This is a genomic window from Ramlibacter sp. (assembly GCF_036383835.1).
Classification (GTDB): Bacteria; Pseudomonadota; Gammaproteobacteria; order Burkholderiales; family Burkholderiaceae_C; genus Ramlibacter.
The window spans coordinates 1-26,794 of record NZ_DASVNN010000125.1 but is presented as its reverse complement, the minus strand read 5'-3'; the positions used below and the strand labels follow the sequence as shown (position 1 = coordinate 26,794).

General features: G+C 68.7%; 15 protein-coding genes and 1 tRNA gene. 5 read left to right on the top strand and 11 right to left on the bottom strand.

Annotated features, from left to right (window positions below; genetic code table 11):
- From VF522_RS19980 to VF522_RS19935, 10 genes are all read right to left on the bottom strand, one after another.
- Positions 1 to 235, bottom strand: a 235-nt coding sequence (locus VF522_RS19980) for a hypothetical protein (RefSeq protein ID WP_330910067.1), incomplete at its 3' end; no start/stop codon positions are given.
- Complete coding sequence (locus tag VF522_RS19975; RefSeq protein ID WP_330910066.1) at positions 232 to 1,530, bottom strand: glucose-1-phosphate adenylyltransferase; 1,299 nt, start codon at positions 1,528 to 1,530, stop codon at positions 232 to 234. The genes VF522_RS19980 and VF522_RS19975, both read right to left, overlap by 4 nt.
- A complete protein-coding gene (gene glgB / locus VF522_RS19970) occupies positions 1,517 to 3,427 on the bottom strand; it encodes a 1,4-alpha-glucan branching protein GlgB (RefSeq protein ID WP_330910065.1) in 1,911 nt (636 codons plus the stop codon). The genes VF522_RS19975 and glgB overlap by 14 nt, the downstream gene beginning before the upstream one ends.
- 213 nt (positions 3,428 to 3,640) lie before the next feature.
- Positions 3,641 to 4,354 carry an ABC transporter ATP-binding protein gene (locus VF522_RS19965; protein WP_330910064.1) on the bottom strand — a complete coding sequence of 238 codons (714 nt, stop codon included), beginning with the start codon at positions 4,352 to 4,354 and terminating at the stop codon, positions 3,641 to 3,643.
- The gene (locus VF522_RS19960; RefSeq protein ID WP_330910063.1) at positions 4,347 to 5,099 is read right to left on the bottom strand and encodes an ABC transporter ATP-binding protein; all 753 of its coding nucleotides are present in this window, start codon (positions 5,097 to 5,099) and stop codon (positions 4,347 to 4,349) included. Before VF522_RS19960 ends, VF522_RS19965 begins: the two co-directional genes overlap by 8 nt.
- The gene (locus VF522_RS19955; RefSeq protein WP_330910062.1) at positions 5,092 to 6,090 is read right to left on the bottom strand and encodes a branched-chain amino acid ABC transporter permease; all 999 of its coding nucleotides are present in this window, start codon (positions 6,088 to 6,090) and stop codon (positions 5,092 to 5,094) included. Before VF522_RS19955 ends, VF522_RS19960 begins: the two co-directional genes overlap by 8 nt.
- A complete protein-coding gene (locus VF522_RS19950) occupies positions 6,087 to 6,950 on the bottom strand; it encodes a branched-chain amino acid ABC transporter permease (RefSeq protein WP_330910061.1) in 864 nt (287 codons plus the stop codon). Before VF522_RS19950 ends, VF522_RS19955 begins: the two co-directional genes overlap by 4 nt.
- A 103-nt stretch (positions 6,951 to 7,053) precedes the next feature.
- Positions 7,054 to 8,241 (bottom strand): ABC transporter substrate-binding protein, encoded by a 1,188-nt coding sequence (locus VF522_RS19945; protein WP_330910060.1) that lies wholly within the window; start codon positions 8,239 to 8,241, stop codon positions 7,054 to 7,056.
- 103 nt (positions 8,242 to 8,344) lie between these two features.
- Entirely contained in the window at positions 8,345 to 9,916 is a 1,572-nt protein-coding gene (locus tag VF522_RS19940) for a benzoate-CoA ligase family protein (protein WP_330910059.1), read from the bottom strand.
- Between the two features lie 114 nt (positions 9,917 to 10,030).
- Positions 10,031 to 10,507 carry a flavodoxin domain-containing protein gene (locus VF522_RS19935; RefSeq protein ID WP_330910058.1) on the bottom strand — a complete coding sequence of 159 codons (477 nt, stop codon included), beginning with the start codon at positions 10,505 to 10,507 and terminating at the stop codon, positions 10,031 to 10,033.
- 111 nt (positions 10,508 to 10,618) lie between these two features.
- Between VF522_RS19935 and VF522_RS19930 the strand changes: the two genes are divergently transcribed.
- The 3 genes from VF522_RS19930 (at position 10,619) to boxB (ending at position 14,743) form a co-directional block, all read left to right on the top strand.
- Positions 10,619 to 11,518 carry a helix-turn-helix transcriptional regulator gene (locus tag VF522_RS19930; protein WP_330910056.1) on the top strand — a complete coding sequence of 300 codons (900 nt, stop codon included), beginning with the start codon at positions 10,619 to 10,621 and terminating at the stop codon, positions 11,516 to 11,518.
- A 5-nt stretch (positions 11,519 to 11,523) separates the two neighbouring features.
- Complete coding sequence (boxC, locus tag VF522_RS19925) at positions 11,524 to 13,218, top strand: 2,3-epoxybenzoyl-CoA dihydrolase (protein ID WP_330910055.1); 1,695 nt, start codon at positions 11,524 to 11,526, stop codon at positions 13,216 to 13,218.
- 100 nt (positions 13,219 to 13,318) lie between these two features.
- Positions 13,319 to 14,743 (top strand): benzoyl-CoA 2,3-epoxidase subunit BoxB, encoded by a 1,425-nt coding sequence (gene boxB, locus VF522_RS19920; RefSeq protein ID WP_330910054.1) that lies wholly within the window; start codon positions 13,319 to 13,321, stop codon positions 14,741 to 14,743.
- A 93-nt stretch (positions 14,744 to 14,836) separates the two neighbouring features.
- Here the strand turns inward: boxB and VF522_RS19915 are convergent, their stop codons facing one another.
- The gene (locus VF522_RS19915) at positions 14,837 to 16,414 is read right to left on the bottom strand and encodes a methyl-accepting chemotaxis protein (protein WP_330910053.1); all 1,578 of its coding nucleotides are present in this window, start codon (positions 16,412 to 16,414) and stop codon (positions 14,837 to 14,839) included.
- 156 nt (positions 16,415 to 16,570) lie between these two features.
- Here VF522_RS19915 and VF522_RS19910 point away from each other — a divergent pair.
- Both VF522_RS19910 and VF522_RS19905 read left to right on the top strand, forming a co-directional pair.
- Positions 16,571 to 16,647 (top strand) — tRNA-Pro (locus tag VF522_RS19910).
- Between the two features lie 582 nt (positions 16,648 to 17,229).
- Positions 17,230 to 26,794, top strand: a 9,565-nt coding sequence (locus tag VF522_RS19905; protein WP_330910052.1) for an OmpA family protein, incomplete at its 3' end; no start/stop codon positions are given.

The following is a 26,794-nucleotide window of genomic DNA, read 5'->3' as shown; positions in this document are numbered from 1 at the left end:
CCGTGCAGCCGGACAGGGCGATGCGCCGCTCTTCGCCCAGGCCTTCCGCATCGAACAGGCAGATCTCCACCCGCTCGGCGGAACTGGCGAAGACGGCGAAGTTGACGCCGCCGTCCCGAAGCGTGGCTCCGAGGGGCCACGGGCTGCCTTGAAGGCACGTGGCCGGTGGTCCGGCGTCGGCCGGGGGGCTGCTGACGCGGTGCGCGGAGGTCCTGCTGACGGCTTGCGCCGTCATGCAGCCACTTCCATCCCCGGGGCCGCCTGGCCGATCGCGAGCTCGCTCATCGAGGCGGCGGACGGCGACCACGCCATGCGGCGCGCCGGGAAGGTGCCGGCCGGCACGACCACGATGCCCGAGGGCGTGACGTGGAAACGCTTGCGGTCCTGCTCCAGGTCGAAGCCGATGCGCGCGTCGGCCGGGATGTCGTTGTCCTGGTCGACGATCGCGCGCCGCACCTGTGCGCCGCGGCCGATGCGCGAGCGCTCCATCACGATGCAGTGCTCCAGGCGCGCGCCGCGCTCCACCAGCACCGAGCGGCGCAACATGGCGTGGTCCAGCGTGGCGCCGTCGACGATGCTGCCGGAGCCGACCACCGAGCGGTTGATCACGCCGTTCTCGATCTGCGCCGATTCCGCCTGGTCCGGGCTGGCGTAGATCGGCCAGTGGCGGTTGGTCATGCGGAACTTGGGCTGGGCGCCGAGCGTGTCGAAGTGCGCCTGGAAGTACGCGTCGATGGTGCCGACGTCGCGCCAGTAGGCGTGCTCCTCGTAGGGCTCGGTGCCTTCGATGGTGTTGGTGGCGAAGTCGTAGGCGACCAGCTTGTGCGTCTTCACCATGGACGGCAGGATGTGCTTGCCGAAGTCGGTCTCGCCGCTCTCGTGCATGCGCTTCAACTGGCGCAGCAGGACCTCCGCGTTGAAGATGTAGTTGCCCATGGAGGCCAGGGCATGCGTGCGGCTCCCGGGCATCGGCTTGGCGGACTTGGGCTTTTCCTTGAAGTCCGTGATGCGGTGGTTGTCGTCGATCTCCACGATGCCGAACTGGTCGCACTCGCGCACGTCCACCGGGATGGTCGCCACGCTCGCATGGGCGTTCGACCTGATGTGGACGTCGATCATCTGCCGGATGTCCATGCGGTAGATGTGGTCGGCCCCGAACACGGCCACGATGTCCGGCTGCATGCTCTCGATCAGGTGGATGTTCTGGTACACGGCGTCGGCCGTGCCCTGGAACCACGCCGGGCCGTGCCGCATCTGCGGCGGCACCACCGTGATGAAGTGCTGCGGGATGAAGCGCGCCATCGTCCAGGACTGCCGCACGTGCTCGATCAGCGACTGCGACTTGTACTGCACGAGCAGGTAGGTCGAGTAGATCTCCGAATTCACCAGGTTGGAGAGCACGAAGTCGACGATGCGGTGCTTGCCGTTGAACGGCACCGCCGGCTTGCAGCGGTTGGCGGTCAGCGGGTGCAGGCGCGAACCTTCGCCTCCGGCCATCACGAAGGCCAGGACGTTTCTATTGGCGGGCATGGGGTACTTCCTCGTTGCTGTCTGTCGATGCGATGGGGCGGTTGCAGAGGATCACGGTGCCGAGCGGCGGCACCGTGACGAGGGCGCTGGCCGGCCAGCCGCCCACTGGATGGGCGGTGGCCTGCACGCGCCCGAGATTGCCGATGCCGCTGCCGCCGTAGAAGGCAGCGTCGCTGTTGAGGAGTTCGTGCCAGGCGCCCGTCTCGGGCATCGCCACCCGCAGCGCGGTGCGTGGCTCCGGCGTCATGTTGACGATGGCGACCACCTGCGCGTCGCCGGAACGGCCGCGACGCAGGAAGCTGAGGATCGTGGGCTCGTGCCGCTCGCAGGGCAGCCAGCTGAAGCCCTCGCTGTCGAAATCGTGGACGTACAGAGCCGGCGTGGAACGATAGAAGCCATTGAGGTCGGCGAGCCAGCGCGCGACACCCGCGTGGTCAGGGCGCGCCCAGAGATACCAGTCGAGCGTGCGCTCGTGGTGCCATTCCTCCAGTTGCCCGAACTCGCCGCCCATGAACAGCAGCTTCTTGCCCGGGTGCGTCCACATCAGGCCGAACAGGTTGCGCAGGCCCGCGAAGCGCTGCCACTCGTCACCGGGCTGGCGTCCGAGCAGGCTGCCCTTGCCGTAGACGACTTCGTCGTGCGACAGCGGCAGGACGAAGTTCTCGTGGAAAGCGTAGACGGCGGAGAAGCGGATGTCGTCGCCGTGCCAGTGCCGGTAAAAGTGCGGCCGCGAGGAATAGCGCAGCGTGTCGTTCATCCAGCCCATGTTCCACTTCATGCCGAAGCCGAGGCCGCCCCAGTGCACCGGGCGCGACACCGCGGGCCAGGCGGTGGATTCCTCCGCGATCATGTGCACGTCGGAGAAGCGCGCGTAGACCGCCTTGTTCAGGTCCTGCAGGAAGCCCACCGCCTCGTGGTTCTGGTTGCCGCCGTGCGCGTTGGGGATCCATTCGCCGTGGCGGCGGCCGTAGTCCAGGTACAGCATCGAGGCGACGGCGTCCACGCGCAGGCCGTCGAAGTGGTACTTCTCCAGCCAGAAGATCGCGTTGCTGATCAGGAAGTCGCGGACCTCGTAGCGGCCGTAGTTGAAGATCAGGCTGTTCCACTCGGGGTGGAAGCCCAGGCGCGGGTCCTCGTGCTCGTACAGCGCCGTGCCGTCGAAGCGCGCGAGCGCGTGCGGGTCGGACGGGAAGTGCGAAGGCACCCAGTCGAGGAACACGCCGATGCCCTGCTGGTGCAGCGTGTCGACGAAGGCCATCAGGTCCTGAGGCGTGCCGTAGCGCGAGCTCGCCGCGAAATAGCCGGTGGTCTGGTAGCCCCAGGAGCCGTAGAACGGATGCTCGCAGATCGGCATCAGCTCCACGTGCGTGAAGCCCATGTTGTGGCAGTGCACCGCGAGTCGCTGCGCCAGTTCGCGGTAGTTCAGGAACCGGCCGTCTTCCTCGCGCTGCCAGGACCCGAGGTGCACTTCATAGATGGAGATCGGGCAGTCGTGCGACTGGCGGTGCCGCCGCGTGCGCATCCACTCCTCGTCGTGCCACTCGTACGACAGGTCCCAGATCTGGGAGGCGGTGCCCGGCGGATGCTCCATGCGGAAGGCGTAGGGATCCGCCTTGTCCATCCAGTGGCCGTGCGCGTCCTGCAGCCGGAACTTGTAGCACTGGCCGGGCCGGGCGTTCTCGATGAAGCCGCTCCAGCGGCCGCTGCCGTCGTCGATGCGATGCAGGGGCTCGCAGTGCCAGCCGTTGAAGGCGCCGATCACGCCCGCGTTGCGGGCATTCGGTGCCCAGACGGTGAACCAGGTGCCCCGCTCGGTCGGATGGGCACCCATCACTTCGAACTGTCGGTGGTGGTGGCTCGCGTGGCGCTGCGTGGGGGCCTCCGTGCGCGTGCTCACTGGAGAGCTGCTCTCCTCTTCGGGCAAATGGGGCTTCATGGCCTTCGTCGTTCTGAGCGGGCCATTCTGGGAGAGCGCGTTCGCCGCGCTTGAAGGAAGCGCAGAGCAAGCGTCGTAGGTCGGAACCTACACGCGCACAGGACAAGCGCGGTCAGTCGCGCGTACGCGTTGCACCGACGCCGAGATCGGTTGCGTCAGACGCCGAGCGGAGGCTCAGACGCCGAGGTATTGCTCGAGCAAACGGGGCTGCGACTGCAGTTCCGCAGAGCTTCCCTGGAACACGATTTCGCCCTTGACGAGGATGACGTTGCGGTCGGTCACCTGCGTCACGTGCTTCCAGGCCTTGTCGACGATGACGCTGGAGACGCCGCTCGCGCGGATCACGCCGCAGATGCGCCAGATCTCGCGCGCGATCAGGGGCGCGAGTCCTTCCGTGGCTTCGTCGAGGATGAGCACGTCGGGATTGGTCATCAGCGCGCGGCCGATGGTGAGCATCTGCTGCTCCCCGCCGGAGAGTTGCTGGCCGCCGTGGCCGAGGCGTTCCTTCAGGCGCGGGAAGGTGTCGAGCACGCGATCGTACGTCCAGTCGCGCTGCCCGGAGGTTCCGGCGCGCGCGGCCATGACGAGGTTCTCCCGGACGCTCAGGTTGCCGAAGATGCCGCGGCCTTCCGGCACGTAGGCCACGCCGAGCTGCGCGACTTCGTAGGCGGCGCGGCCGGCCATGTCGCGGCCCTTGATCTCGACGATGCCTTCGCGCGGCCGCACGATCGCCATCAGCGTCTTGAGCAGGGTGCTCTTGCCCATGCCGTTGCGGCCCATGAGGCCGATGGTCTCGCCGCGATCGACGTGGAAGTCGACGCCGCGCAGGATGTGGCTCGCGCCGTAATACGTGTGCAGCCCGCGCGCGCTGACGAGACGCTCAGGCATGCTCTTCTCCCAGGTACGCCGACTGCACGTTGGCGTCGGCGCGCACCTGCGCCGGCGTCCCGCTGGCGATCACCTGGCCGTTCACCATCACCGTGAGGTGGTCGGCCAGCGCGAACACGGCATCCATGTCGTGCTCCACCAGCATCATCGCGTGCTCCTTCTTCAGGCGCAGCAGCAGTGCGACCATGCGTTCCGCTTCGGCCGTGCCCATGCCGGCGAGCGGTTCGTCGAGCAGCAGCACCTGGGGATCGGTTGCGAGCGTCATCGCGATCTCCAGCTGGCGCTGTTCGCCGTGGCTCGCGGCACCGGCGATGGCGTGGCGTCGTGACTGCAGTCCGGCGAGCTCCAGCGCGCGCTCCGCGCGTTCGTTGGCGGCGCGCACATTCGCTGCGAGTCCGAGCCAGCGCGCCGGATGCGGGGTGCGCGACTGCGCGGCGAGCCGGATGTTCTCCCACACCGTGAAGGGCAGGAAGATGTTGGTCTTCTGGTAGCTGCGGCCGAGACCGGTGCGCGAGATGCGCTCCGGGCTCCAGCCGGTGACGTCGCGGCCGGCGAGCGTCACGCTGCCCCCGGTGGGCACGATGTCGCCGGACAGCAGGTTGGTGAGCGTGGATTTGCCGGCGCCGTTGGGCCCGATCACCGCGTGGATGCGCTCGCGCCAGAGGTCGAGCGTCACGTCGTTGACGGCAGCAAGGCCGCCGAAGCGCTTGGTGAGCTGGCGCGCGGAGAGCAGGGCTTCAGCCAAGGTGCTTGTCCTTGCGACGCATCACGCGGTCCAGGAGTCCCAGCAGCCCGCGCGGCGCGAAAGCCACCACGAACACGATGAACAGGCCCATCCACAGCATCCAGTGCTTGCCCGCATTGAACGTGCCGATGGTGGGCAGGTCCTTGAATTCGTGCAGCAGGAACTCGAAGGCGAAGGCGCCGAGGATGGCGCCGGCGAAGTTGCCCATGCCGCCCAGGATCACCATCATGATCGCGTGCGCGCTCATGTGGAATCCCATCAGCTCGGGATTGATGAAGCCGGTCTGCGCGCCCCACAGGTAACCCGCCAGGCCGGCCAGCGCGCCGGCGAGCGTGAAGGCGGCGAGCTTGTAGCCGAAGGTGCCGAAGCCCATCGCGCGCATGCGGTGCTCGTTGACGCGGATGCCCGCCAGCGCGCGGCCGAACGGGCTGAAGAGGAGCCGGCGCAGGAAGAAGTACACCAGCAGCAGCACGGCCAGGGTGAAGAAGTAGAAGACGCGCTTGTCCTCCAGGTCGAACAGCACCGCCGCCGGCTTGAAGTTGATGTACACGCCGTCGGAGCCGCCCAGCGCCTTGTTGTCGAAGAACAGGTAGAACAGCATCTGGGCGAACGCCATCGTCACCATGATGAAGTAGATGCCGTGGGTGCGCACCACGAGGAAGCCGATCACCAGGGCGGCGAGCGCGGAGGCGGCCATCGCCGCCGGCAGGGTCCACCACAGGCTCACCGGCGTGTCCGGCGGCGTGAGGAAGGCGAGGGCGTAGCCGGCGATGCCGAAGAACGCGGCATGACCCAGCGAGACGAGGCCCGTCACGCCCTGCAGCAGGTCGAGGCTCATGGCGAAGATCGCCAGGATCATCATGCGCGCGACCATCTGCGTGTAGAAATCGGTCGCCATGAAGGGGAAGGCGGCGAGCGCCACGACGGCGAGGGCCAGCCCCACCTGCAGCCCGAGTGGCAGCCTCTCTAAGTTTGCTTTCGGCGCGCTCATGCCTTGAACAGCCCTTCCGGCTTCCACAGCAGCACGATCGCCATCAGCATGTACACCAGCATGCCCGCGACGTGCGGCAGCAGCACCTTGCCGAAGGTGTCGACCAGGCCGACCAGCAGCGCGGAGATCAGCGCGCCGCGCACCGAGCCGATGCCGCCGATCACCACCACCACGAAGCACATTATCAGCACCTGCGAGCCCATGTTGGGGTACACGCTGGAGATCGGCGAGGCGATCATGCCGGCGACGCTCGCAAGGCCCACGCCCAGCGCGAACACGATGGCGTGAATGAGCTTGACGTTGACGCCCAGCGCCTCGGTCATCTGGTGGTTGAAGGCGCCGGCGCGGATCTTCATGCCCAGGCGCGTCCTGGAGATCAGGAGGTAGAGGCCGATGGCGAGCAGGACGCACAGGCCCGACATGAACAGCCGGTACACGGGATAGGACAGCGTGTCGGTGAGCGGGATCGAGGCCGAGAGCAGGTCCGGCACCTGCACGCCGTGCACTTCGTCGCCCCACAGGATGGAGCGCATCTCCTCGAAGATGTAGATCAGGCCGAACGTGAGGAGCACCTGGTCCAGGTGGTCGCGGTGGTAGAAGTGGCGGAACAGGATGCGTTCCAGCACCAGCCCGAAGAGGACCGCGATGGCGGTGCCGAGCACGATGGCGAGCAGGAGGTTGCCGGTCTTCGCGGCCAGCGACCAGGCGAGGTAGGCCCCCAGCATGTAGAAGCTGCCGTGCGCGAGGTTGACCACGCCCATGATCCCGAAGATCAGGGTCAGGCCGGCGGCCAGCATGAACAGCAACAGTCCGTACTGCACGCTGTTCAGCAGCTGGATCAGGAAGTTGGCGAAATCCATGGAACGGGGATTGTCATCCCGGGCTTGACCCGGGATCCATTGCTGCGTGCAAACGTGGATGCCGGGTCAGGCCCGGCATGACAAAGGGTGGCGCCCGTGGCCCTTAGGCCAGCTTGCAGCCCGCGCCGGAATCCGCCAGCGCCTTGGCGGCGATGCCGATCACCTTGTTGTCCTTGTTCTCGACGCGGCGCAGGTAGATGTCCTGGATCGGATTGTGGGCCTTGCTCATGCTCCACTTGCCGCGCGGGCTGTCGATCGTCTGGGTTTCCAGGGCCTTGTACAGCGCCTGCTTGTTGCCGATGTCGCCCTTCACGGCGGCCAGGCCCTGCGCCAGCAGCAGGCCGGTGTCGTAGCCCTGCACGGCATACACGTCCGGCTGCATCTTGAAGCCGCTGGCGTAGGCAGTGCGGAACTGCTTGTTGCGCGGCGTGTCCAGCGAGTCCGCATAGTGCATCGTGGTCATGATGCCCTCGGCGGCGGGACCGGCCGCTTCGAGCACGCCCTCGGTGAGGAAGCCCGATCCCCACAGCGGGATCTTGTCCTTGAGGCCGGCCGCCGCGTAGTCGCGGATGAACTTGGCCGCGCCGCCGCCGGCGAAGAAGCAGGCCACGGCGTCGGGCCGCAGCGAGGCGATCTCGGTGAGCAGCGCCTGGAATTCGACGTTGGGGAAGGGCAGGCCCAGTTCCTTGACGATGGTGCCGCCGGCCTTGGTGTAGCTGTCCTTGAAACCCTCGAAGGCCTCGTCGCCCGCCGCGTACTTCCAGGTGATCCAGACGGTGCGCTTGAGGCCCTTGTCCATCATCGGCTTGCCGAGCGCGAGCGTCGGCTGGCTGTTGGTGAACGAGGTGCGGAACACGTTGGGGGCGCACAGCGCGCGCGTCGCCGCATGCACGCCCGCGTTCGGGATCAGGTTCAGCACGCCGGATTCGCGCGCCACGCGCTGGATGCCCATCTGCACGCCCGAGTGCACCGTTCCGATCAGCACGTCGACCTTGTCACGCTGGACCAGGCGGTTGGCGTTCTCGACGCCCTTGGACGGCTCCGACTCGTCGTCGACCTTGAACCACTCGATCTCGCGGCCCCCGAGCTTGCCGCCCTTCTCGGCGATCGCCATGCGCACGCCGTTCTCGATGGCCACGCCCAGCTGCGCGAAGGTGCCCGTGTAGGGCAGCATGAAGCCCACGCGGATCTTGTTGGACTGGGCGCGCACGATCTCCGGCAGCAGCAGCCCGGTGGATGCCGCGCCGACGAAGGCGGCACCGCGGGAGAGAACGAGGCGGCGAGTGGTCATGGAGGCTCCTTCTTTGGGTCGCCGGGGCACGGAGGCTCGGGCGGGTTTTTCTGATCGTCGGATTGTGCTTGCACGTGGCGGGCGCTCGCCACATGGCTTTCCCTCAGGATTGTGCCGCCCGCAACTTGAAGCGCTGGATCTTGCCCGTCGCCGTTTTCGGCAACTCCGGCACGAAGGCGATCCAGCGCGGGTACTTGTAGGGCGCGAGCCGCGTCTTCACGTGCGCCTGCAGGTCTTCCGCCGACGCCTGCTGTCCGGTCTTCAGCACGACGTAAGCCTTGGGCTTGACGAGGCCGTCCTGGTCGGCGACGCCGATCACCGCGGCCTCGAGCACGCTGGCATGCGTCATCAGGCAGGCTTCCACCTCGAAGGGCGAGACGTAGATGCCGCCGACCTTGAGCATGTCGTCGCTGCGGCCGCCGTAGGTGTAGTAGCCGTCGGCGTCGCGCGTGTACTTGTCGCCGCTGCGCGTCCAGTCGCCGGCGAAGGTCGCCTTGGTCTTCGCGCGGCTGTTCCAGTACATGATCGCGGCGCTCGGGCCGTTGATCTGCAGCTCGCCGATCTCGCCGGGGCCGCACTCGCGGCCGTCGTCGCCGACGATGCGCAGCTCGTAGCCGGGCACCGCCTGGCCGGTGGTGCCGTAGCGCACCTTGCCCGGCCGGTTGGACAGGAAGATGTGCAGCATCTCGGTCGAGCCGATGCCGTCCAGGATTTCGCAGCCGTACTCCGCGGTCCAGCGCTGGCCGATCTCCGCCGGCAGCGCCTCGCCGGCGCTGGTGCACACGCGAAGCTTCAGCTCCTGCTTCTTCGGGCGGCCCGCGTCGGCGAGCAGCGCCGCATAGAGCGTCGGCACGCCGTAGAAGATCGTCGGCTTGAATTCCTTCAAGACGCGGAACACGTCGGCCGGCGTCGGCCGCGACGGCAGCAGCAGCGTGGTCGCGCCCACGCTCATGGGGAAGGTGAGGGCGTTGCCGAGACCGTAGGCGAAGAACAGCTTGGCGGCGGAGAACACGAGGTCGTTCTCGCGGATGCCCAGCACGGCGCGGCCATAGAGTTCGGCCGTCTGGATCAGGTGGCTGTGCAGGTGCACCGTGCCCTTGGGCGTGCCGGTGGAGCCGCTGGAGTACAGCCAGAAGCAGGCGTCGTCGCTGGAGGTGCCGGCGACTTCGTTGCCGTCGCTGCCGAAGGCGACGAGATGCGCCACGGAGTGTTCGCCCGTGTCGCCGGCCACGATCACCTGCTTCAGCGTCGAGACCTTGCCCACCAGCGTTTCGAAGGCGGGCAGCAGCGGCTTCGAGACGCACAGGGCCTGCGCGCGCGAATCGCGCAGCATGAACTCGAAATCCCTGGTGGTGAGCAGCGTGTTGGCCGCGATCGGCACCACGCCGGCCAGGATGCAGCCGAGGAACACGACGGGCCACTCGAGCGTGTCGAGCATCACCAGCATCACCCGCGTCTCGGGCGCGAAGCCCTTCTTGCGCAAGGCGGAGGCGAAGCGCCGCGATTGTTCGGCCAGCTGCCCGTAGGTGAGGGTCTGGCCGCTCGCCGTGTCGATGTAGGCAACCTTGTCGAAGCGCGTGGCGTTGCGCTGCAGGAGGTCGTGGGCCGCGTTGTAGTCGCGCGGGATGTCCACGTGCGGCGGCGTGGTGGAGTGGTCGGCGTGGCTCAGGTGCATCTGTTGTCTCCTCGTGCCCCTTGATCTTTGTCGTCCCGGGCGCGTCCCCCGGAGTTGTCATCCCGGGCTTGACCCGGGATCCATGGGTCCCGGCTCGGAGGCCGGGACGACAGGTTATGCGGTGACCTTCTGCAGCGCCGGAATCGCTTCCTTCTCCAGCCACTCGCGGCACCAGGCCGTGCCCAGTTCTTCCGGCATCGTGCCGGCGCTCGCATCGTGGCACCACACCTCGCCGATGCGCTGGGCGCCGAGGCCCTGCAGGCGCTCGTCGAATTTCTTGCCGCCGAAGCAGAAAGTCTGCGCGTAAGTGCGGTCGCCCAGCGCGATCACGCCGTAGCGGACGTGGCCAAGGAACTTCGGTTGGAGGTCCAGCGAGTCGTACAGCGCGCGGGCGTTGTCGGGGACGTCGCCGGAGCCGTAGGTGGACGAGCAGATGAGATATAGCGCATCCTCGTCGAACACGCCGATGTCCTGGCCGTCCATCAGCACGACCTCGATCTCGTCCACGAGATCGGCGCAGTCCATCTGGATGGCCTGGGCGACGTAGTCGGCCGTGCTGGTCATGGTGCCGACGAGGATCCTGAGCTTCATGCGGTTTCCGTTCACCTGCAGTAAACTGCTTGACGTTGCGAGTTCAGGAAGTATACTGCAATCTTGATCCAGCGCAAGGTTTCCGCAGAAGCACCGCCCACCATGCAGCTCATGAGCGACACCGACAACCGCGCCACCCTCGCCGAGCTGGGAGGGCGGGTCCGCGCCTGGCGCGCACGGCGCGGCATGACGCGCAAGCAACTGGCCGCGGACTCCGGCCTGTCCGAGCGTTTCCTGGCCGACGTCGAAAGCGGCAAGGGCAACGTCTCGATCAATTCGCTCGAAGCCGCGGCGCGCGCGCTGAACATCACCATCCTCGACCTGCTGCAGGACGCGCCGCGTCCGGCGCTCGCGCGCATCCATGGCCTCGTGTCGCGGCTCGAGGATGCGCAGCTGGACCAGGCGCATTCCCTTCTCGCCGCGACCTTCGGCCTCGCCGATGCGCAGGGCCGCGAGCAGCGCATCGCCCTGGTCGGCCTGCGCGGCGCCGGCAAGACCACGCTGGGTGCGCAACTCGCCGCCCAGCGCGGGATTCCCTTCATCGAACTGGATCGCGAGATCGAGCGCGAGGCCGGCACCAGCATGAACGAGATCCTGCTGCTGCACGGGCAGGCCGGCTATCGCCGCTACGAACGCCGCGCGCTGCTGCGCATCGCCGAAGAGCACGCCGACGGCGTGGTGATGACCACCGGCGGCAGCATCGTGAGCGAGCGCGAGACCTTCGACCTCCTGCAAAGCCACTTCCATTGCGTGTGGGTGAAGGCCAGCCCCGAGGAGCACATGAGCCGCGTGGTCGCCCAGGGCGACATGCGGCCCTTCACCGCGGCGCACGGCGAGAACGCCATGGGCGAGGCGCTGGAGGACATCCGCCGCATTCTCGCGAGCCGTGAATCCCTGTATGCCCATGCCGATGCGGTGGTTGACACCTCCGCGCGCACGGTCAAGCAATCCCTCAGAGACCTGGAGCGGGCCGTGCCCGCCCCGCAGCCCACGACCCTGGAGACCCGATGAATGCGATGACCGAACCCCTGCTGTTCAAGCAGGTGCTGGCCGGCGAAGAGCGCGAGCTCGTGAGCTTCGCGACCCATCCCTCGCGCTACCGCCACTGGAAGCTTTCCGTCGAAGGCGACGTCGCGCGCCTGAAGCTGGACATCGACGAGGACGGCGGCATCAAGCCCGGCTACAAGCTCAAGTTGAACAGCTACGACCTGGGCGTGGACATCGAGCTGCATGACGCGCTCAACCGCATCCGCTTCGAGCATCCGGCGGTGAAGGTGGTGGTGTTCGAAAGCGGCAAGGACCGCATCTGGTGCTCCGGCGCCAACATCTACATGCTGGGCCTGTCCACCCACGCCTGGAAGGTGAACTTCTGCAAGTTCACCAACGAGACGCGCAACGGCCTGGAAGACGCCTCGCGCAACGAGGGCCTGAAATCGATCGCGGCGGTGACCGGCGCCTGTGCCGGCGGCGGCTATGAACTGGCGCTGGCTTGCGACCGCATCGTGATGGTCGACGACCGCTCCTCCACTGTGAGCCTGCCCGAGGTGCCGCTGCTGGGCGTGCTGCCCGGCACCGGCGGCCTGACGCGCGTGACCGACAAGCGCAAGGTCCGTCGCGATCTCGCCGACATCTTCTGCACCACCAGCGAAGGCGTGCGGGCCGACCGCGCCAGGGACTGGAAGCTGATCGACGGCCACGCCAAGCCGCAGGCCTTCGGCGCGCTGGTGGACCACGAGGTCGCGGCGCTGCGTGCGCAGTCCGGCCGCAGCGGCCCGGAGCAGGGCATCGCCCTCACGCCGGTGCAGGCGAAGATCGACGAGCAGGGCTACCACTACGACGTGGTGGACGTGCAGGTCGACCGCGCCGCGCGCATCGCCACGCTGACCGTGCAGGCGCCGAAGGCGCACGTCGAGTCCACGCCCGAAGCGATCGTCGCGGCCGGCGTGAAGTGGTGGCCGCTGCAGCTCGCCCGCGAGCTGGACGACGCGATCCTGAACCTGCGCACCAACGAGCTGGAGATCGGCACCTGGGTGATCAAGACCCGCGGCGACGCCAACCTCGTGATGCTGGCCGACGCGACGCTGGAGAAGCTGAAGTCGCACTGGCTGGTGCGCGAGACCCTCGGCGCCCTGCGCCGCACGCTGGCCCGCCTGGACGTCACCAGCCGTTCGCTGATCGCCCTGGTGGACGAGGGCTCCGCCTTCGCCGGCACGCTGTACGAACTGGCGCTCGCCTGCGACCGCATCTACATGCTGGACCTGCCCGATGCGCCCGACGCCGCGCCGGCGCTGCGCCTGAACGAGGCCAACTTCGGCCGCTATCCGGAAGTGAACGGCCTCACGCGCCTGCAGACCCGCTTCAACGAGGATGCGTCCACGGTGCGGCAGCTGCACGACCTGCAGGACAGCCCGCTGCGCGCCGACCAGGCGCTGGAGCTGGGCCTCGTGACGCTCACGCCCGACGACATCGACTGGGACGACGAGATCCGCCTCATGCTGGAGGAGCGCGCTTCGCTGTCGCCCGATGCGCTCACCGGCATGGAAGCCTCGCTGCGCTTTCCGGGCAGGGAGACGATGGAGACGCGCGTGTTCGGGCGCCTGTCCGCGTGGCAGAACTGGATCTTCATCCGTCCCAACGCCGTGGGCGAGGAGGGGGCCCTCAAGCTGTTCGGCACCGGCAAGAAGGCGAAATTCGACTGGAAGCGCGTTTGAGGTTCGTCATTCCCGCGGAGGCGGGAACCCAGGGCTTCCGCCCTTTTGAATGCCCTGGATCCCCGCCTGCGCGGGGATGACGGGAACGGAGCAAAGAGACATGAGCACCATCGACCTGCAGGCCAAGATCCCCAACAACGTCAGCCTGGCCGACAACCGCCAGCTGCAGCGCGCGCTGGAACACTGGCAGCCCGCCTTCCTGAACTGGTGGGACGAGATGGGCCCGAGCGACTTCAAGGCCAAGGAGGTGTACCTGCGCACCGCCATCGGCGTGGACGCGCAGGGCTGGGCGCAGTACGGCTACACGCCGATGCCCGACTACCGCTGGGGCATCTTCCTGGCGGACCGGGAAGAGGGCCGCAAGATCGGCTTCGGCGACCACATGGGCGAGGACGTCTGGCAGGACGTGCCCGGCGAGTACCGCTCCACTTTCCGCCGCCTGATCGTGACGCAGGGCGACACCGAACCGGCGTCCGTCGAACAGCAGCGCCTCCTGGGCCACACCGCGCCTTCGCTCTACGACCTGCGCAATTTGTTCCAGGTCAACGTGGAAGAGGGCCGCCACCTGTGGGCCATGGTCTACCTGCTGCACGCGCACTTCGGCCGCGACGGCCGCGAGGAGGCGGAAGAACTGCTGATGCGCCACAGCGGCGACGCCGACAAGCCGCGCATCCTGGGCACCTTCAACGAGCCCATGGACAACTGGCTGTCCTTCTTCATGTTCACCTACTTCACCGACCGCGACGGCAAGTTCCAGCTGAAGTCGTTCGCCGAATCGGCCTTCGACCCGCTGGCGCGCACCACGCGCTTCATGCTGACCGAGGAAGCGCACCACATGTTCGTGGGCGAGACGGGCGTCGGCCGCGTGATCAAGCGCACGCTGGAGGTGATGAAGGAACTGGACACCGACGACTGGAAGAAGGTGCGCGAGGCCGGCGCCGTCGACCTGCCCACCCTCCAGAAGTTCATGAACTTCTGGTTCACGAGCTCGCTGGACCTGTTCGGCTCCGAGGCGTCCTCCAACGCCGCCAACTACTTCGCCAACGGCATCAAGGGCCGGCCGGACGAGGCCAAGTTCGCCGACCACGTGGAAGCCGGCACCGAGATGACCCTCCACGTGCCGGACGGCAAGGGCGGCGTGAAGGAAGACAAGGTCTCGGTGCGCAACGGCATCAACGAGATCACGCGCCTGGAGTACGTGAAGGACTGCAACGTGGGCGTGACGCGCTGGAACTTGGGCGTCAAGCGCGCCGGCGTGCCCTTTGAGCTGAAACTGCCGTCCACGCGCTTCCGCCGCCAGGTCGGCATGTGGGCCAACATTCCCACCACGCCGGAAGGCCAGCCGATCGCGCAGGCGGAGTTCGACGCGAAGAAGGACGACTGGCTGCCGACCGAAGCCGACGTGGATTTCGTCAAGAGCCTGATGCAGCGCGTCACCGAGCCGGGCAAGATGGCCGCGTGGATCGCCCCTCCGGACCGCGGCATCAATGCGCAAGCGGTGGAGTACGAGTACGTGAAGCTCTGATCGTCGACGTGTAGGGTGGGCAAGCTCCGCTTGCCCACCATGCGCCCGATCGTGCGAACGGTGGGCAAGCGAGCTTGCCCACCCTACGGAGGGTCAAGCCACGGCGGGCAACTGACCGCGCTCGTCGAGCCGGAACAGCGACACCGCCTGCACCAGCCGCGCCGCCTCGCGGTTGAGGCTTTCCGCCGCGGCGGCGGATTCCTCGACGAGGGATGCATTGCTCTGGGTGACGTGGTCGATCTGCGTGACGGCCTGGCTCACTTCGGTGACGCCCTTGGTCTGTTCGCCCGTCGCGGCGCTGATCTCGGCGATCAGCACGCTCATGTCCTGCATCCGCGCGAGAACTTCGCCCATGCTTTCGCCGGCATGGGCGGCGTGCCGTTCGCCGTCGCCCACCTTGGAGACGCTGGCGTCGATCAGCGCCTTGATCTCCTTGGCCGCGCCCGCGCTGCGCTGGGCCAGGTTGCGCACCTCCGAGGCCACCACCGCGAAGCCGCGGCCCTGTTCGCCGGCGCGCGCGGCTTCCACCGCGGCGTTCAGCGCCAGCAGGTTGGTCTGGAAGGCGATGCCGTCGATCACGCCGATGATGTCGGTGATGCGGCGGCTGGCCTGCGTGATCTCGCCCATGGTCTCCACCAGCTGCTGCACCGCGCCGCCGCTGCGTTCGGCCGACCGGCTGGCCGCGGCCGCCATGTCGCTTGCCTGCCGCGTCGTGTCGGCGTTGGCGCGCACCGTGGCGCTGATCTGCTCCATGGATGCCGCGGTCTGCTGCAGGTTGCCCGCCTGTTCCTCGGTGCGCTGGCTCAGGTCCTGGCTGCCCACCGCGATCTGGCCGCTGCCCGTGGCGATGCTGTCGCTGGATTGGCGCACCGTGCCCACCAGGTGCACCAGGCTGTCGTTCATGCGCGCCAGCGCCGCCAGCAGCTGCGCCGCCTCGTCGCTGCCGCGCACCTCGATGCGCGAGCGCAGGTCGCCCATGGCCACGCTTTCCGCCACCTGCACGGCGCGGCGCAGGCGCGAGACGATGCTGCGGCTGATCGCCAGGCACACCGCCAGCAGCACCGCCGCGGAGAGCGCGGCGACCGCCACGATGGCGACGTTCGCACGGCGGGCGGCGGCTTCGCTCCCGGCCTGCACCGCCTGCGAGCGGCGCGCGATCCGCTCGGCCAGTTCGCCCATGTCCTTCTCCACCTTGTGGAAGGACGCATTGAAGGCCTCCATGCGCTTGAGGGCCTCCTGCTTGTCGTTGAAGGCGACCGACACCACGCTGGTCGCGTGCACCAGGTACTCGTCCAGTGCCGGCCGCAGTTGCTCCAGGGCCTGGCGGGTGTCCGCATCGAGATGCATCATCTCGAGCTGCTGCAATGCGCCCTGGAACTGGTTGCCGTGCGCATCGAGGTCGGCACGCACGGCCTGCCGCTGTTTCTCGGCGTCGGCGCTGTCACGCTGGCCCACCTGCAGGGCCGAGAGGACGTCGCCGCGCATGGCGTCGTGGGCCTGGTCGGCCGTCATCTGCTGTTTCAGCGCCGACGCGTCCCTCAGGATGTCCTGGGTGGCGGTCGTCAGCAGGCGGGCGGCCAGCACGCCCGTGGCGCCCACGCCGATGACGAACGCGAGGGCCAGGGTGCCCAGCGCCAGGAGCTTGCGGGAGATCGTGAACTGGAAGGTCATGCGCGCGACTTGCAACCGGTTGTAATGCGGTCCAAGGTAGCACGCGCCTTTCGTGCCGGCCGTGATTTGCTGCCGTGCAACAAGGTACGCCGCCGGACGGTTGCTGCAAGGGTGCGGGTGGTCCGACCGGCCGCGCGCTTAGAATGCGGACCGCGTCGGAGCGTAGCGCAGTCTGGTAGCGCATCTGGTTTGGGACCAGAGGGTCGTAGGTTCGAATCCTATCGCTCCGACCAATTCTTCCTTCTTACTTCTCTGGTTGACCAGACGCAACCGTGGGTAACGATATCTCTGCAATTGTCTGGCTGGATACAAAGGCCGAGTCCGTTCGGCGCCACAGATCAGCCACTCGTCGTGACCTGAGCCATTTCGTGAGGGAAGCACTGTAAGTGCTTGTTGCGTAAGGCTCCCACGTGTGTGTAGCTGTCATCCGCCGGACCGCTGCACGCTCCTTTTGCCCGCCCCACGCATTCCGCATCGCCTGAGTGGGAGAGGGCAACCAGTGCGGTTTTTCCGTCGCCGCATGCGTTGTCCTGTCCTGACGCACGCCCTATAAACCACGCTTTTCGGCCCGAACGGCCGACCAGCACGGGCGAATACGGGAGTCGTCCGCCCAGCTCAGGATTGCCACGGGCACCCAGTGCGTGCCCGCCGAGGGGCGTGTCATGTCGACACTTCGCACCGTCCGCACCGCGTTCGCCCGTTCGTGGCTCGTGAACGCGATCAGCTCTGCTTTTGCCGAACGCCCTGCGCCGGCACCCGGACCGGCCCCGGCCGCCCCCCGGGGCCGGAAGACCCGGCGACCCGGCGGCTACGTCATGGAGGCGATGGAGCCGCGGCTGATGCTGTCGGCCGACCTGCTCTATGGCGACTACGACGATCCGCCCTCGATCACCGACTTCGCCGGCATCGCGGCGTACGTGGAGGACATCGCCTCGACCAGCTACACCTTGCGGGTCGAGCAGGACGGCAGCGACCTGTACTGGCGGCTCTATGCGGCGGGCACGGACGTGCTGCCCATTCCGGGCAGCCTGCAGCTCGCGGTGGACGAGGAGCTGATCGACGACGCGACCGACCTCGACGTCAACATCAAGCGCGACAACCTCGGCCTGACCGACATCGGCGGCAGCGGCCTGGACTTCGACGACTTCGTCGGCGACCGGATCACGGTCGACATGGACAGCCTGGCGCTGTTGAACGGCAAGTTCGCGGGCACCGCGGTCGACATCGACTTCGATGGCGGCAAGGACCTCGACCTCGGCCAGATCTTCGGCGTGGTGCTCCCGAGCCCACTCACCCTGCTGGACGACCAGCTGGTGCTGTCCGGCAACGGGACGGGCACCGCCGGCACGGGCGACGTGCAGATCCACAGCACCTCGGACATCACCGGCACCGTGCCGGGCACCGCGCCGGGCGCCGGGGGAACCGTCACGGTCAACATGACCGGCGACCTCACGCTCCAGTCCGACTCGAAGATCGTCCTGGGATCCGGCACGTCCGTCACCGCGGCGAACATCACGCTGACGGCGGACAACACCGGCTCGCCGCTGGTGCGCGGCATCCTCGCCAACGCCACGGGCACCGTGACGCTGAACGGCACCACGCTCAACGCCACCGACGGAACCACGCAGGGCACGATCAACGTCACCGCGCGTGGCCGCGTGGATGCTACCGGCGACAAGGCGGAGAAGGGCGACACCTACTTCGACACGGTCGCGGGGACCGTCGTCACCAGCTTCTCCACCGCCAAGGTGGACATCGTGGGCGCCACGACGATCAATGCGTCCGTGCTGAACGTGCTGGCCGAGATCGATACCGACATCGAGGCGAGCGTCGAATCCGACAACGTCGACATCAAGGTCCTCACCGTCTGGGCCGCGGGCGATGCGCGGGTCACCATCGGCGACGCGAACGTCGCGGGCACCACCACCATCAACGTTTCCGACAAGCTCACCGCCGAGGCGAAGAGCGACGTCAACATCAAGGCCGAGGCCAGGCCGGACAGCGCCAACGCCACTTCGCATACGGCCGACGCCGCGATCAGCAATGTCAACGTGGTCGACGTCGGCATCCCCGTGATCGTGCCCGGCGGCTTCACGAGCGGCGCCGACATGTTCGTCGGCGGCGCGGCGGTGATCGCCGCGACCAACAGCGCCAGCTTCAAGGCCACCGACGCGATCACCGTGCTCAACACGGCCGACGGCGGCGTCGCCGACACCTTCGGCGGCGTGCTGGCGCTGACCTTCATCGATTCGGACACCACGGCCACCCTGACCGGCAATGCGGCGATCACGGCGCCGACCGTCGAAGTGCTCGCGAGCACCACGCGCAATGTCACCACCACGGCCAAGGGCACGCCCGGCGGGGTGCGCGACGACAACGACGCCGCCACGCAGACCGAAGGCGAGGAGGCGCTGCAGCAGAACAACGCGCAGACCGGTGACGACGATCTCACCATCGCCGCGGCCATCGCGGTCAGCCACACCGCGGGCTCGACGAGTGCCACCGTCGACTCGGGTGCCGGCAACGCGGTCACCGTGACCGCCACCACCGAGCTGAAGGTCGGCGCGGAATCGAAGGACTCCGTGGCCGTGCTGGCCGACGCGTCGGTGGACGTGGAGTCCTCGGACCCCGGCATCGCGGTCGCGGCCGCGCTCAACATCGTCGATCTCCAGGTCGACGCGGGCCTCGGCGGCACGCTGAACGCCACCACGCCGGCGGTGAAGGTCAGCGCCGTGATGGATGCCGACGAGACCTTCAGGTCGCAGGCGATCTCGGGCGCGGGCTCCAGCGACGGCATCGGCGCGGCCGGCGCCTTCGCCGTCAACTGGGTCACCACCTCGGTGCGGGCCTCGGTGGCGAACGGCGCGGTGCTGAACCTGAACGGGGCCGCGCTGACGCTGACCGCCACCAGCGACACGCGCAGCAGCGTCGAAGCCAAGCCGCAGGAAGACGCCGTCAGCGGCGAGAGCCTGGGCCTCGGCGCCTCCTTCGCGCTCAACGTCGTCGACAACGGCACGCAGGTGCTGGTCGGCAACGGTGCCGCCGTGAACGGCGCGTCGACGGCCACGATCCTGGCGCAAGGCACGCACAAGCTCGACACGACGGCGTCCATGAGCGCCGGCGGCGGTTCCGCGGCCACGCCGGTGGCCGCGCTCACGTTCTCCAACAACGCCACCGGCGTCCTGCTGGACACCGGTTCCACCCTGCAGGCCACCGGCAACGTGGACGCCGAGGCCACCCAGGCGGTCGAGATCACGACGGAGGGCAAGGGCGACGCCGAGGCCGACAAGACGTTGGCCCTCGGCGCCGTGTTCGCCTACACCAGCACCGGCGACGCGGTCTCTGCCCGCGCCCTGGGCACCATCACCAGCGGCGGCAACGTCGGCATCAAGGCCAAGGGCCAGGGCAGGAACGAGACGAAAACCACCGCCAACGCGAGCGGTGCCTCCGACAACGACAGCGGGCAGACCGTCGACCAGCAGGGCGACGCGCAGCAGCAGGCCGCGAAGAACCAGGGCGGACAGGGTGCCGCCAGCGGCACGCCGAACGCCGAAACCTCGGACGGCGCGATCGCCATCGCCGCCGCGGTGAGCTACAGCGTCAACAACAGCAGCGTGAGCACCACCCTCGGCGGCACGATCACGGCCGCGAACGGCACGGTGACGCTCAGCGCGCTGTCCAACCAGGACAGCAGCACCGGGGCGGACGGCCAGGCGGTCGCCAAGGATGCGGCCGGCGCCGGCGCGGCGGTCGCCATCACGCGCACCGACGTGATCACGCTGAGCGAAGTCCAGTCCGGCGGCTCCATCGCCGCCGACGGCGTGACCATCGAGTCCGGCATGCTGGACGTCGATGGCGACACGAAGCACAGCAGTGCTTCGGACGCCAAGTCCGGTGCCGGCTCGAAGGACGCCGTCTCGCTGGCCGGCGCCTTGGGCCTGACCATCTCCACCAGCGACACGCGGGCCGCGGTCGCCACCGGCGGCACGATCACCGTGGCGGACGGCAGCGACGCCGGTTCCGACGCGGGCGAGGTCAAGGTCAGCGCGACCGAAGACTCGAGGAACACGGCCAGGGCCGAACCGACCGTCAACGCCGAAGGCAGCTTCGGCCTCGGTGCCTCGGTCACCTTCGCGATCGCCACCCACGAAGTGACGGCCGAAGTCGAGGACGACGCCCTCATTGACGGCGCGAAGGACGTCACCCTGCTGGCGAAATCGAACCTCGACGTCGACGCGACGTCGCAGGCCGGCGTCGAAGGCGATGCGGTGTTCGCACCCGTCGTCGCCGTGGCCCTGGTGGACACCTACACCGTCGCGCGCCTGGGAACGCTGTCCGCCGGCAGCGGCAGCTTCACCGGCAACCTGTCGATCACCGCCGACCACACCGGCAACGTGGAGAGCCACGCGGCCGGTTCCGCCGACTCGCAGGACGCGGCCGTCGGCATTTCGGTCGCCGTGACCCACACCGACGAACAGACGCGCGCCTTCCTGGAACGCTCGCTCACCGTCGGCGGCAACGTGCTGGTGAACGCGAAGGGCATGCACGACGCCAGCGCCGACGCGAAGGCCACGGCCTCCGGCGCCCGCGACACCACGACGGACAACAGCAGCAAGAACACGGACGAGAAGGTCGAGAAGGAGACGGGGGAAGCGACCGACAAGAAGAAGGTGGAGGGCGCGACGCGCCGCCGCGAACTGCCAGCGCCGCCGGAAGCCGGCTATGTGCATTTCGAGAGCGCCAAGTCCGATCTCGGCGAACTGCAGCAGGAAGAGCGGGACATGCTCGACCGCTATGCCGCCTACCTGGTGCAGCACCAGTCTTCGGGCACCGAAGGCGCGCGCGTCACGGTGTCCGGCTTCACCGATGCGGTGGACGACTACCTCGACAACCTGAAGCTCGCGAGGGACCGGGCGCAGACGGTCGTCGACTACCTCAAGGGCAAGGGCGTGCTGGACTCGCAGATCCGGATGCTCTGGTACGGCGAGACCAATCTCGCGATCAAGACCACCGCGAGCGAGGTCAAGAACCGCCGCGTCGAGATCCAGATCCACGGGCCCGATTCCGAGGACTTCGCGCAGAACATCCAGTTCGACGTCGACCAGCCGCTCGCGGGCGACGACATCGACGGGCCGGCCTACGCCGACCTCGAATGGGATCCGGCCAACATCGCCGAACTGGAAGCCTTCGCGGCGATCCTCAACGAGCACCGCGACGCGTTCGGCACGGTCGCCGGCCACACCAGCAGCAAGTTCACGCCGGAACACAACCTCGGCCTGTCCGAGCGGCGCGCCAAGATCACGGCGAACTACCTGGTGAACGAACTGGGCGTCGACCGCAGGCAGCTGCGCGTGGTGTGGTTCGGCGAATCCGACCTCGAGGTGCCGACCGGGCCCGACGACGAGAACGGCCCCAACCGGCGCGTCGAGCTGTCCGTGGTCTACAGCAAACCGGCCAGCGTGACCGAGCAGGATCCGCCGAGCGAGATCGAGGTCAAGAGGCCGACGTCCGAAACCGATCTGAACAAGGGCGAGACGAGCGACCAGGGCCAGGAGAAGAACGGCGCCATCGCGGTGGCCGGGGCCTTCGCCCTCGACATGGCGCAGGCCAGCACCTCCGCCGCCCTGGGCGGCGACGTCACGCTGGTCGTGCAGGGCACGGTCACCGTGCGCAGCGAAGCGAACATGAATGCCGCGGCCTATGCCGACGGCAGCGCGGTCACGAGCGAGAGCGGCACCGCCGTCGGCGCCGCGATCGCCCTGAACTGGTCGGACGCCGACCAGCGCGCCGAGATCTCCGGGGCGAACGTCACGGCGGACGGCATCGTCGTCGAGACGCGCATGCTGGAACGCAGCGTGGGCCTCACGGCGTCCGAGCCGCAGACCGTGGACGTGGACAAGGACACGATCTACGTCGGCGACGCGGACGGCCTCACGACCGGCGAGGAGGTCACCTACGGCAACGGCGGCGGCACCAGCATCGACGGGCTCACCGACGACGGCGGCACCACCAAGTACTACGTCATCAAGCTGGACGGCGGCAAGATCCAGCTGGCCGCCTCGCTGCAGGATGCGAAGGACGGCAAGCAGATCGACCTGAAGGACCAGGGCGCCGGCGACTCGCACAAGATCGACCGCGCGGGCAGCGACAACGACATCACCTTCGACCCCGACAAGAAGCGGGTCGAGTTGAAGCTGTCCGACGACGTCGCCTGGGTCACCGGCGACGCCGTGGTGTACGACAACGACGGCAACCCGGACATCGGCACCGGCAGCAAGAAGCTCACCAGCGGCACGACCTACTTCGTGATCACCGCGCCGCCCGGCACCGGTGGCACCTTCCAGCTGGCGGCCTCGCGCGAGGATGCACTCGCGGGCAAGGCCGTGGAGATCGACATCGGCGGCGGGACGGCCGGCAAGCTCAAGGAAAGCGTGCACGGCGGCGGCGCGATGGCCGTCTCGGGGGCGGGCGCGGGCAAATACGGCGTGGCGGGTTCGTTGGCCGGGAACCTTGCCACCGGCACGGTGGAGGCCCGGCTGGGCGACGGCGCGGTCCTCACGTCGCGCGACGGTTCGGATGTCGACACCGCCATCGGTGCGATCGTGGTGCGGGCCGACCAGTCCACCTACAACTTCGCGGGCGCCACGCCGAAGGCGGAGCCCGCCTCCGGCAAGGCGCTGGGCCTGGGACTCTCGTTCGCGGTCAACGTGTCGGCCACCGACACGCTCGTCACCATGGCCGAGAGCGCCGGCATCGCGGGTGCCGACGACGTGCAGTTCACCAGCAACGCGGCGTATGCGATGGCAGCGCAGGCGAAGGCCGGCGGGCAGGCGGCGCGAGACGGCGGCGCGTATGCGGGCGCAGTGGCGCTGAACGTCGCGCTGAACAACACCCGCACGACGATCGCGGGCGAGGACGACACGACCGACGTCACCGTCGGCGCGTTCGAAGTGGATGGCGACCTGTCCATCACGGCCACGGGTTCGGAGAACGTCCGCACCGAGGCGGATGCCGACACCAAGGGCGCGGCCACCGGCGTGGGCATCGCCATCGGACTGGGCTGGATCGTCGACGACCCGGATGTCGTGCTGGCGCGCGACGTATCGGGCGGCGCGGCCGAAGCGGACGACGTGACGCTCGCCGCGGCGTCCTCGACGGCCGTTGCCACCTCCGTGAGCGGCAGCGCCGAGGGGGGCCGCAAGGAAGGCGAGGGCGGCAAGACGGCCGACCAGGAAAGCACGGCCAAGACCGACACGGCGAAGAAGAAATCCGGCGGCAACCTCGAGGCGCCCAAGGCGGGCGAGCAGGCCGACACCGCGAACACGACCGCGGAGACCCAGACCGGCAATCCCGGCGAGCAGGGCGGTTCGGCCCAGAACGCCAGCACCCAGCAGAAGGGCGGCACGGTGCGCGTCGCGGGCGCCCTCGGCGCCGCCGTGGTGCAGCCCGAAACGAAGGCCAGCATCGCCGACGGCGTGTCCATCGACGCGAGCGGCACCGTCCGCGTGGCGGCGACGAGCGACACCGACGTGTCCACGCTGGCCACGGGCCTCGCGTACGCCAAGGACGCCAAGACCGGCGTCGGCGCCGCCGTGGCCGTGAACTACGTGAACATGACCGACATCGCCGAGATCGGCGAGAACGTCGTGATCAGCGCCGGCGCGGTGCAGGTCGAGGCGGGCACCACCGCGGGGCAGCAGAGCAACGTGCAGACGATCGCGCTGGCCGGCGGCGGCGCCGCGCAGGAAGAACAGGCCGGGGGCGGTGGTGGAGGCGGAGGTGGAGGCGGTGGCTCCGGCGAGAGCAAGACCTCCGCCGCAGGCGCGGCCGGCGTCAACATCGTGGTCGCCCATACGCGCGCCTCGATCGGCGACGGCGCCAGCGTGACCGCGTCCAGCGGCGACGTCGACCTCACGGCGCGCCGCCACGTCGGCGTGCAGAACATCGCGGGCGGCGGCGCCCTCACGATGGGCAACAGCGGCAGCAACGACAAGAGCATCGGCCTGGCCATCGGCTTCAACTGGGTCGAGATGGACACCCATGCGTCGATCGGCGCGGGTGCCGACGTGACGGCCTCGGGCGACGTCAAGGTGGTGGCGGATGCCGTGACGGCCGCGGCTCCCATCGACATCCCGGACATCCCGCTGATCGACGAACCGGACATCGAGATCTCCAACCTGGTGATCGGCGCCGCGATCGGCGCGAGCAGCAGCGGCGAAGGCAACGCCGCCGGCTGGTCCGCCGCGGGCTCGGCGGCCGTCAACATCGTGCAGGGCGAGACGCATGCATCGATCGGCGCCGGTGCCAATGTCACGGCGGGCGACGACGTCGAAGTCCGCGCCACCGACAAGACCACGATCACCGACGTCGTCGGCGCGCTGGCGGGCAGCAAGGAAGGCAAGGCCGTCGGCGTCAGCCTGGACGTCAGCGTGGTCCTGAAGGACACCGAAGCCTTCATCGCCGCGTCGGAGGATGCGGGAACGCCCACGCACGTCACGGCCGGCGGCAACGTCGTGGTGGATGCGGACAGCGACGAGGACATTTTCGCGCTGAGCGTCAATATCGGGCTGGCCCTCGGCGGCGGCGGCGACGAGGACAAGGACGCGCCGGCCGGTGCCGGCGGCCTGATCGTCCACTGGCTCGACACGGACACGCGCGCCTACGCGGGCCGCGACCCGCAGGCAAGTACGCCGGCGGCGGGCAGCGTCGACATCGATGCGCAGGGCAGCGTCGCCATCGGTGCGGATAGCACGACGAGCGTCGACCTCGCGGCCGGCAGCGCGGGCGTGTCCCTCGCCAACGACGGCTACGGCGCTTCCGTGGCGATCCTGGTGGACCTGGACCACACGAGCGCCTTCGTCGGCGACGACGCCTCCGTCACCGCGCTGGGCAACAAGGCGGTCGACGTGCGCGACGGCCTGCACGCCGCCAACGGCAGCCAGGGCACGGAATCCGTGCGCGGCTTCGCGGTCACCGCGAGCTCCTTCGAGGACCATTTCCTGCTGGCGATCGGTGCCGGCGGCACCATCGAGGACGACAAGGCGGGCGTGGGCCTGTCCGTGACGGTCGACGTGAGCCGCGGCGACACCCTGGCCCACGTGGGGCAGGGCACCAGCATCAATGCCGACAACACCGGCGCCAACGCCGCGCAGGGCGTGCTGGTGCGCGCCGCCGACACCACCGACATCCAGTCCGTGGCGGGCGGCCTGGCGATCGCCACCGAGACGGCCATCGGCGGCGCCATCACCGTGGCGATCGTCGAGAACGACGTCGAGGCGCTGGCACGCGGCGGCAACACGATCCAGGCCGCGGGCGACGTGACGCTGTCCGCCCAGACCCACGGCACCATCGACTCGCTCGCGATCGGCGTGGCCGGCGTCCTCGACACCGGCGCCGAAAGCAATTCGGGCGGCAGCAAGAACACCGACTTCACCGGGGCCGGCAGCGGCTCCGGCAACACGGTCGACAACTCGACCCTCGCCGAGATCCGCACCGGCGGCGACGTGCTCGCCGGCGGCGCGCTGGTGCTGGCGGCCGGCGACGACACCGTGCTGAACGTGGACGCGGGCGGCGCGGCGATCGCCATCTCCACCTCCGACGGCGGCACGCCCGTGGCCGTGGGCCTGGCGATCTCGATCAACGCCGTGGACGCCGTGGTGCGGGCCAAGGTCACCGAAAGCACCGTGGATGCCGGCAGCGTGTCGCTCACGGCGGTGAGCGCGCAGGAGATCAGCGCGCTGACGCTGGCGGGCGCCTTCGACGTGTCCTCCTCCGGCGGCACCGCTTTCGGCGGCGCCGGCTCCGGTTCCGGCAACGACATCGACGCGGTCATCGAGGCCGCGATCGACCCGAGCACGCTCACGGTCGCGGGCGACGTGACGGTGTCCGCCACCGACCACAACTCGATCACGGCCGACGCCGCGTCGGCGGCGATCACGGTCGTCACCGGCGGCACGGATGCCGTCAACGGCATCGCAGCGGGCGCGGCGGCCGCGACCAACGACATCGCGACCACGACGCGGGCCGCGATCGAGGACACGACCCTCACGGCAGGCGGCGCCGTGACCGTGTCCGCGCTGTCCACCTCCGACATCCACGCGCTGTCCCTCGGTATCGCTGGCGCCGTGGCGAACGGCGGCAGCAACGGCGCGCTGGCCCTGGCCGGTGCCGGCTCCGGGTCGGGCAACGTGGTCGACAACAGCATCGAGGCGGTGGTGGTCCACTCCACCGTCACCGCCGGCACCGACGTGAACGTCAGTGCCAGCGATGCGAGCATGATCGAGGCGCTGGCCGGTTCCGTCGGCCTGAACATCTCGGTGAGCTCCAGCGGCACGAACGTCGGCGTCGGGCTCGGCATCTCGATCGCGATCAACGAGATCG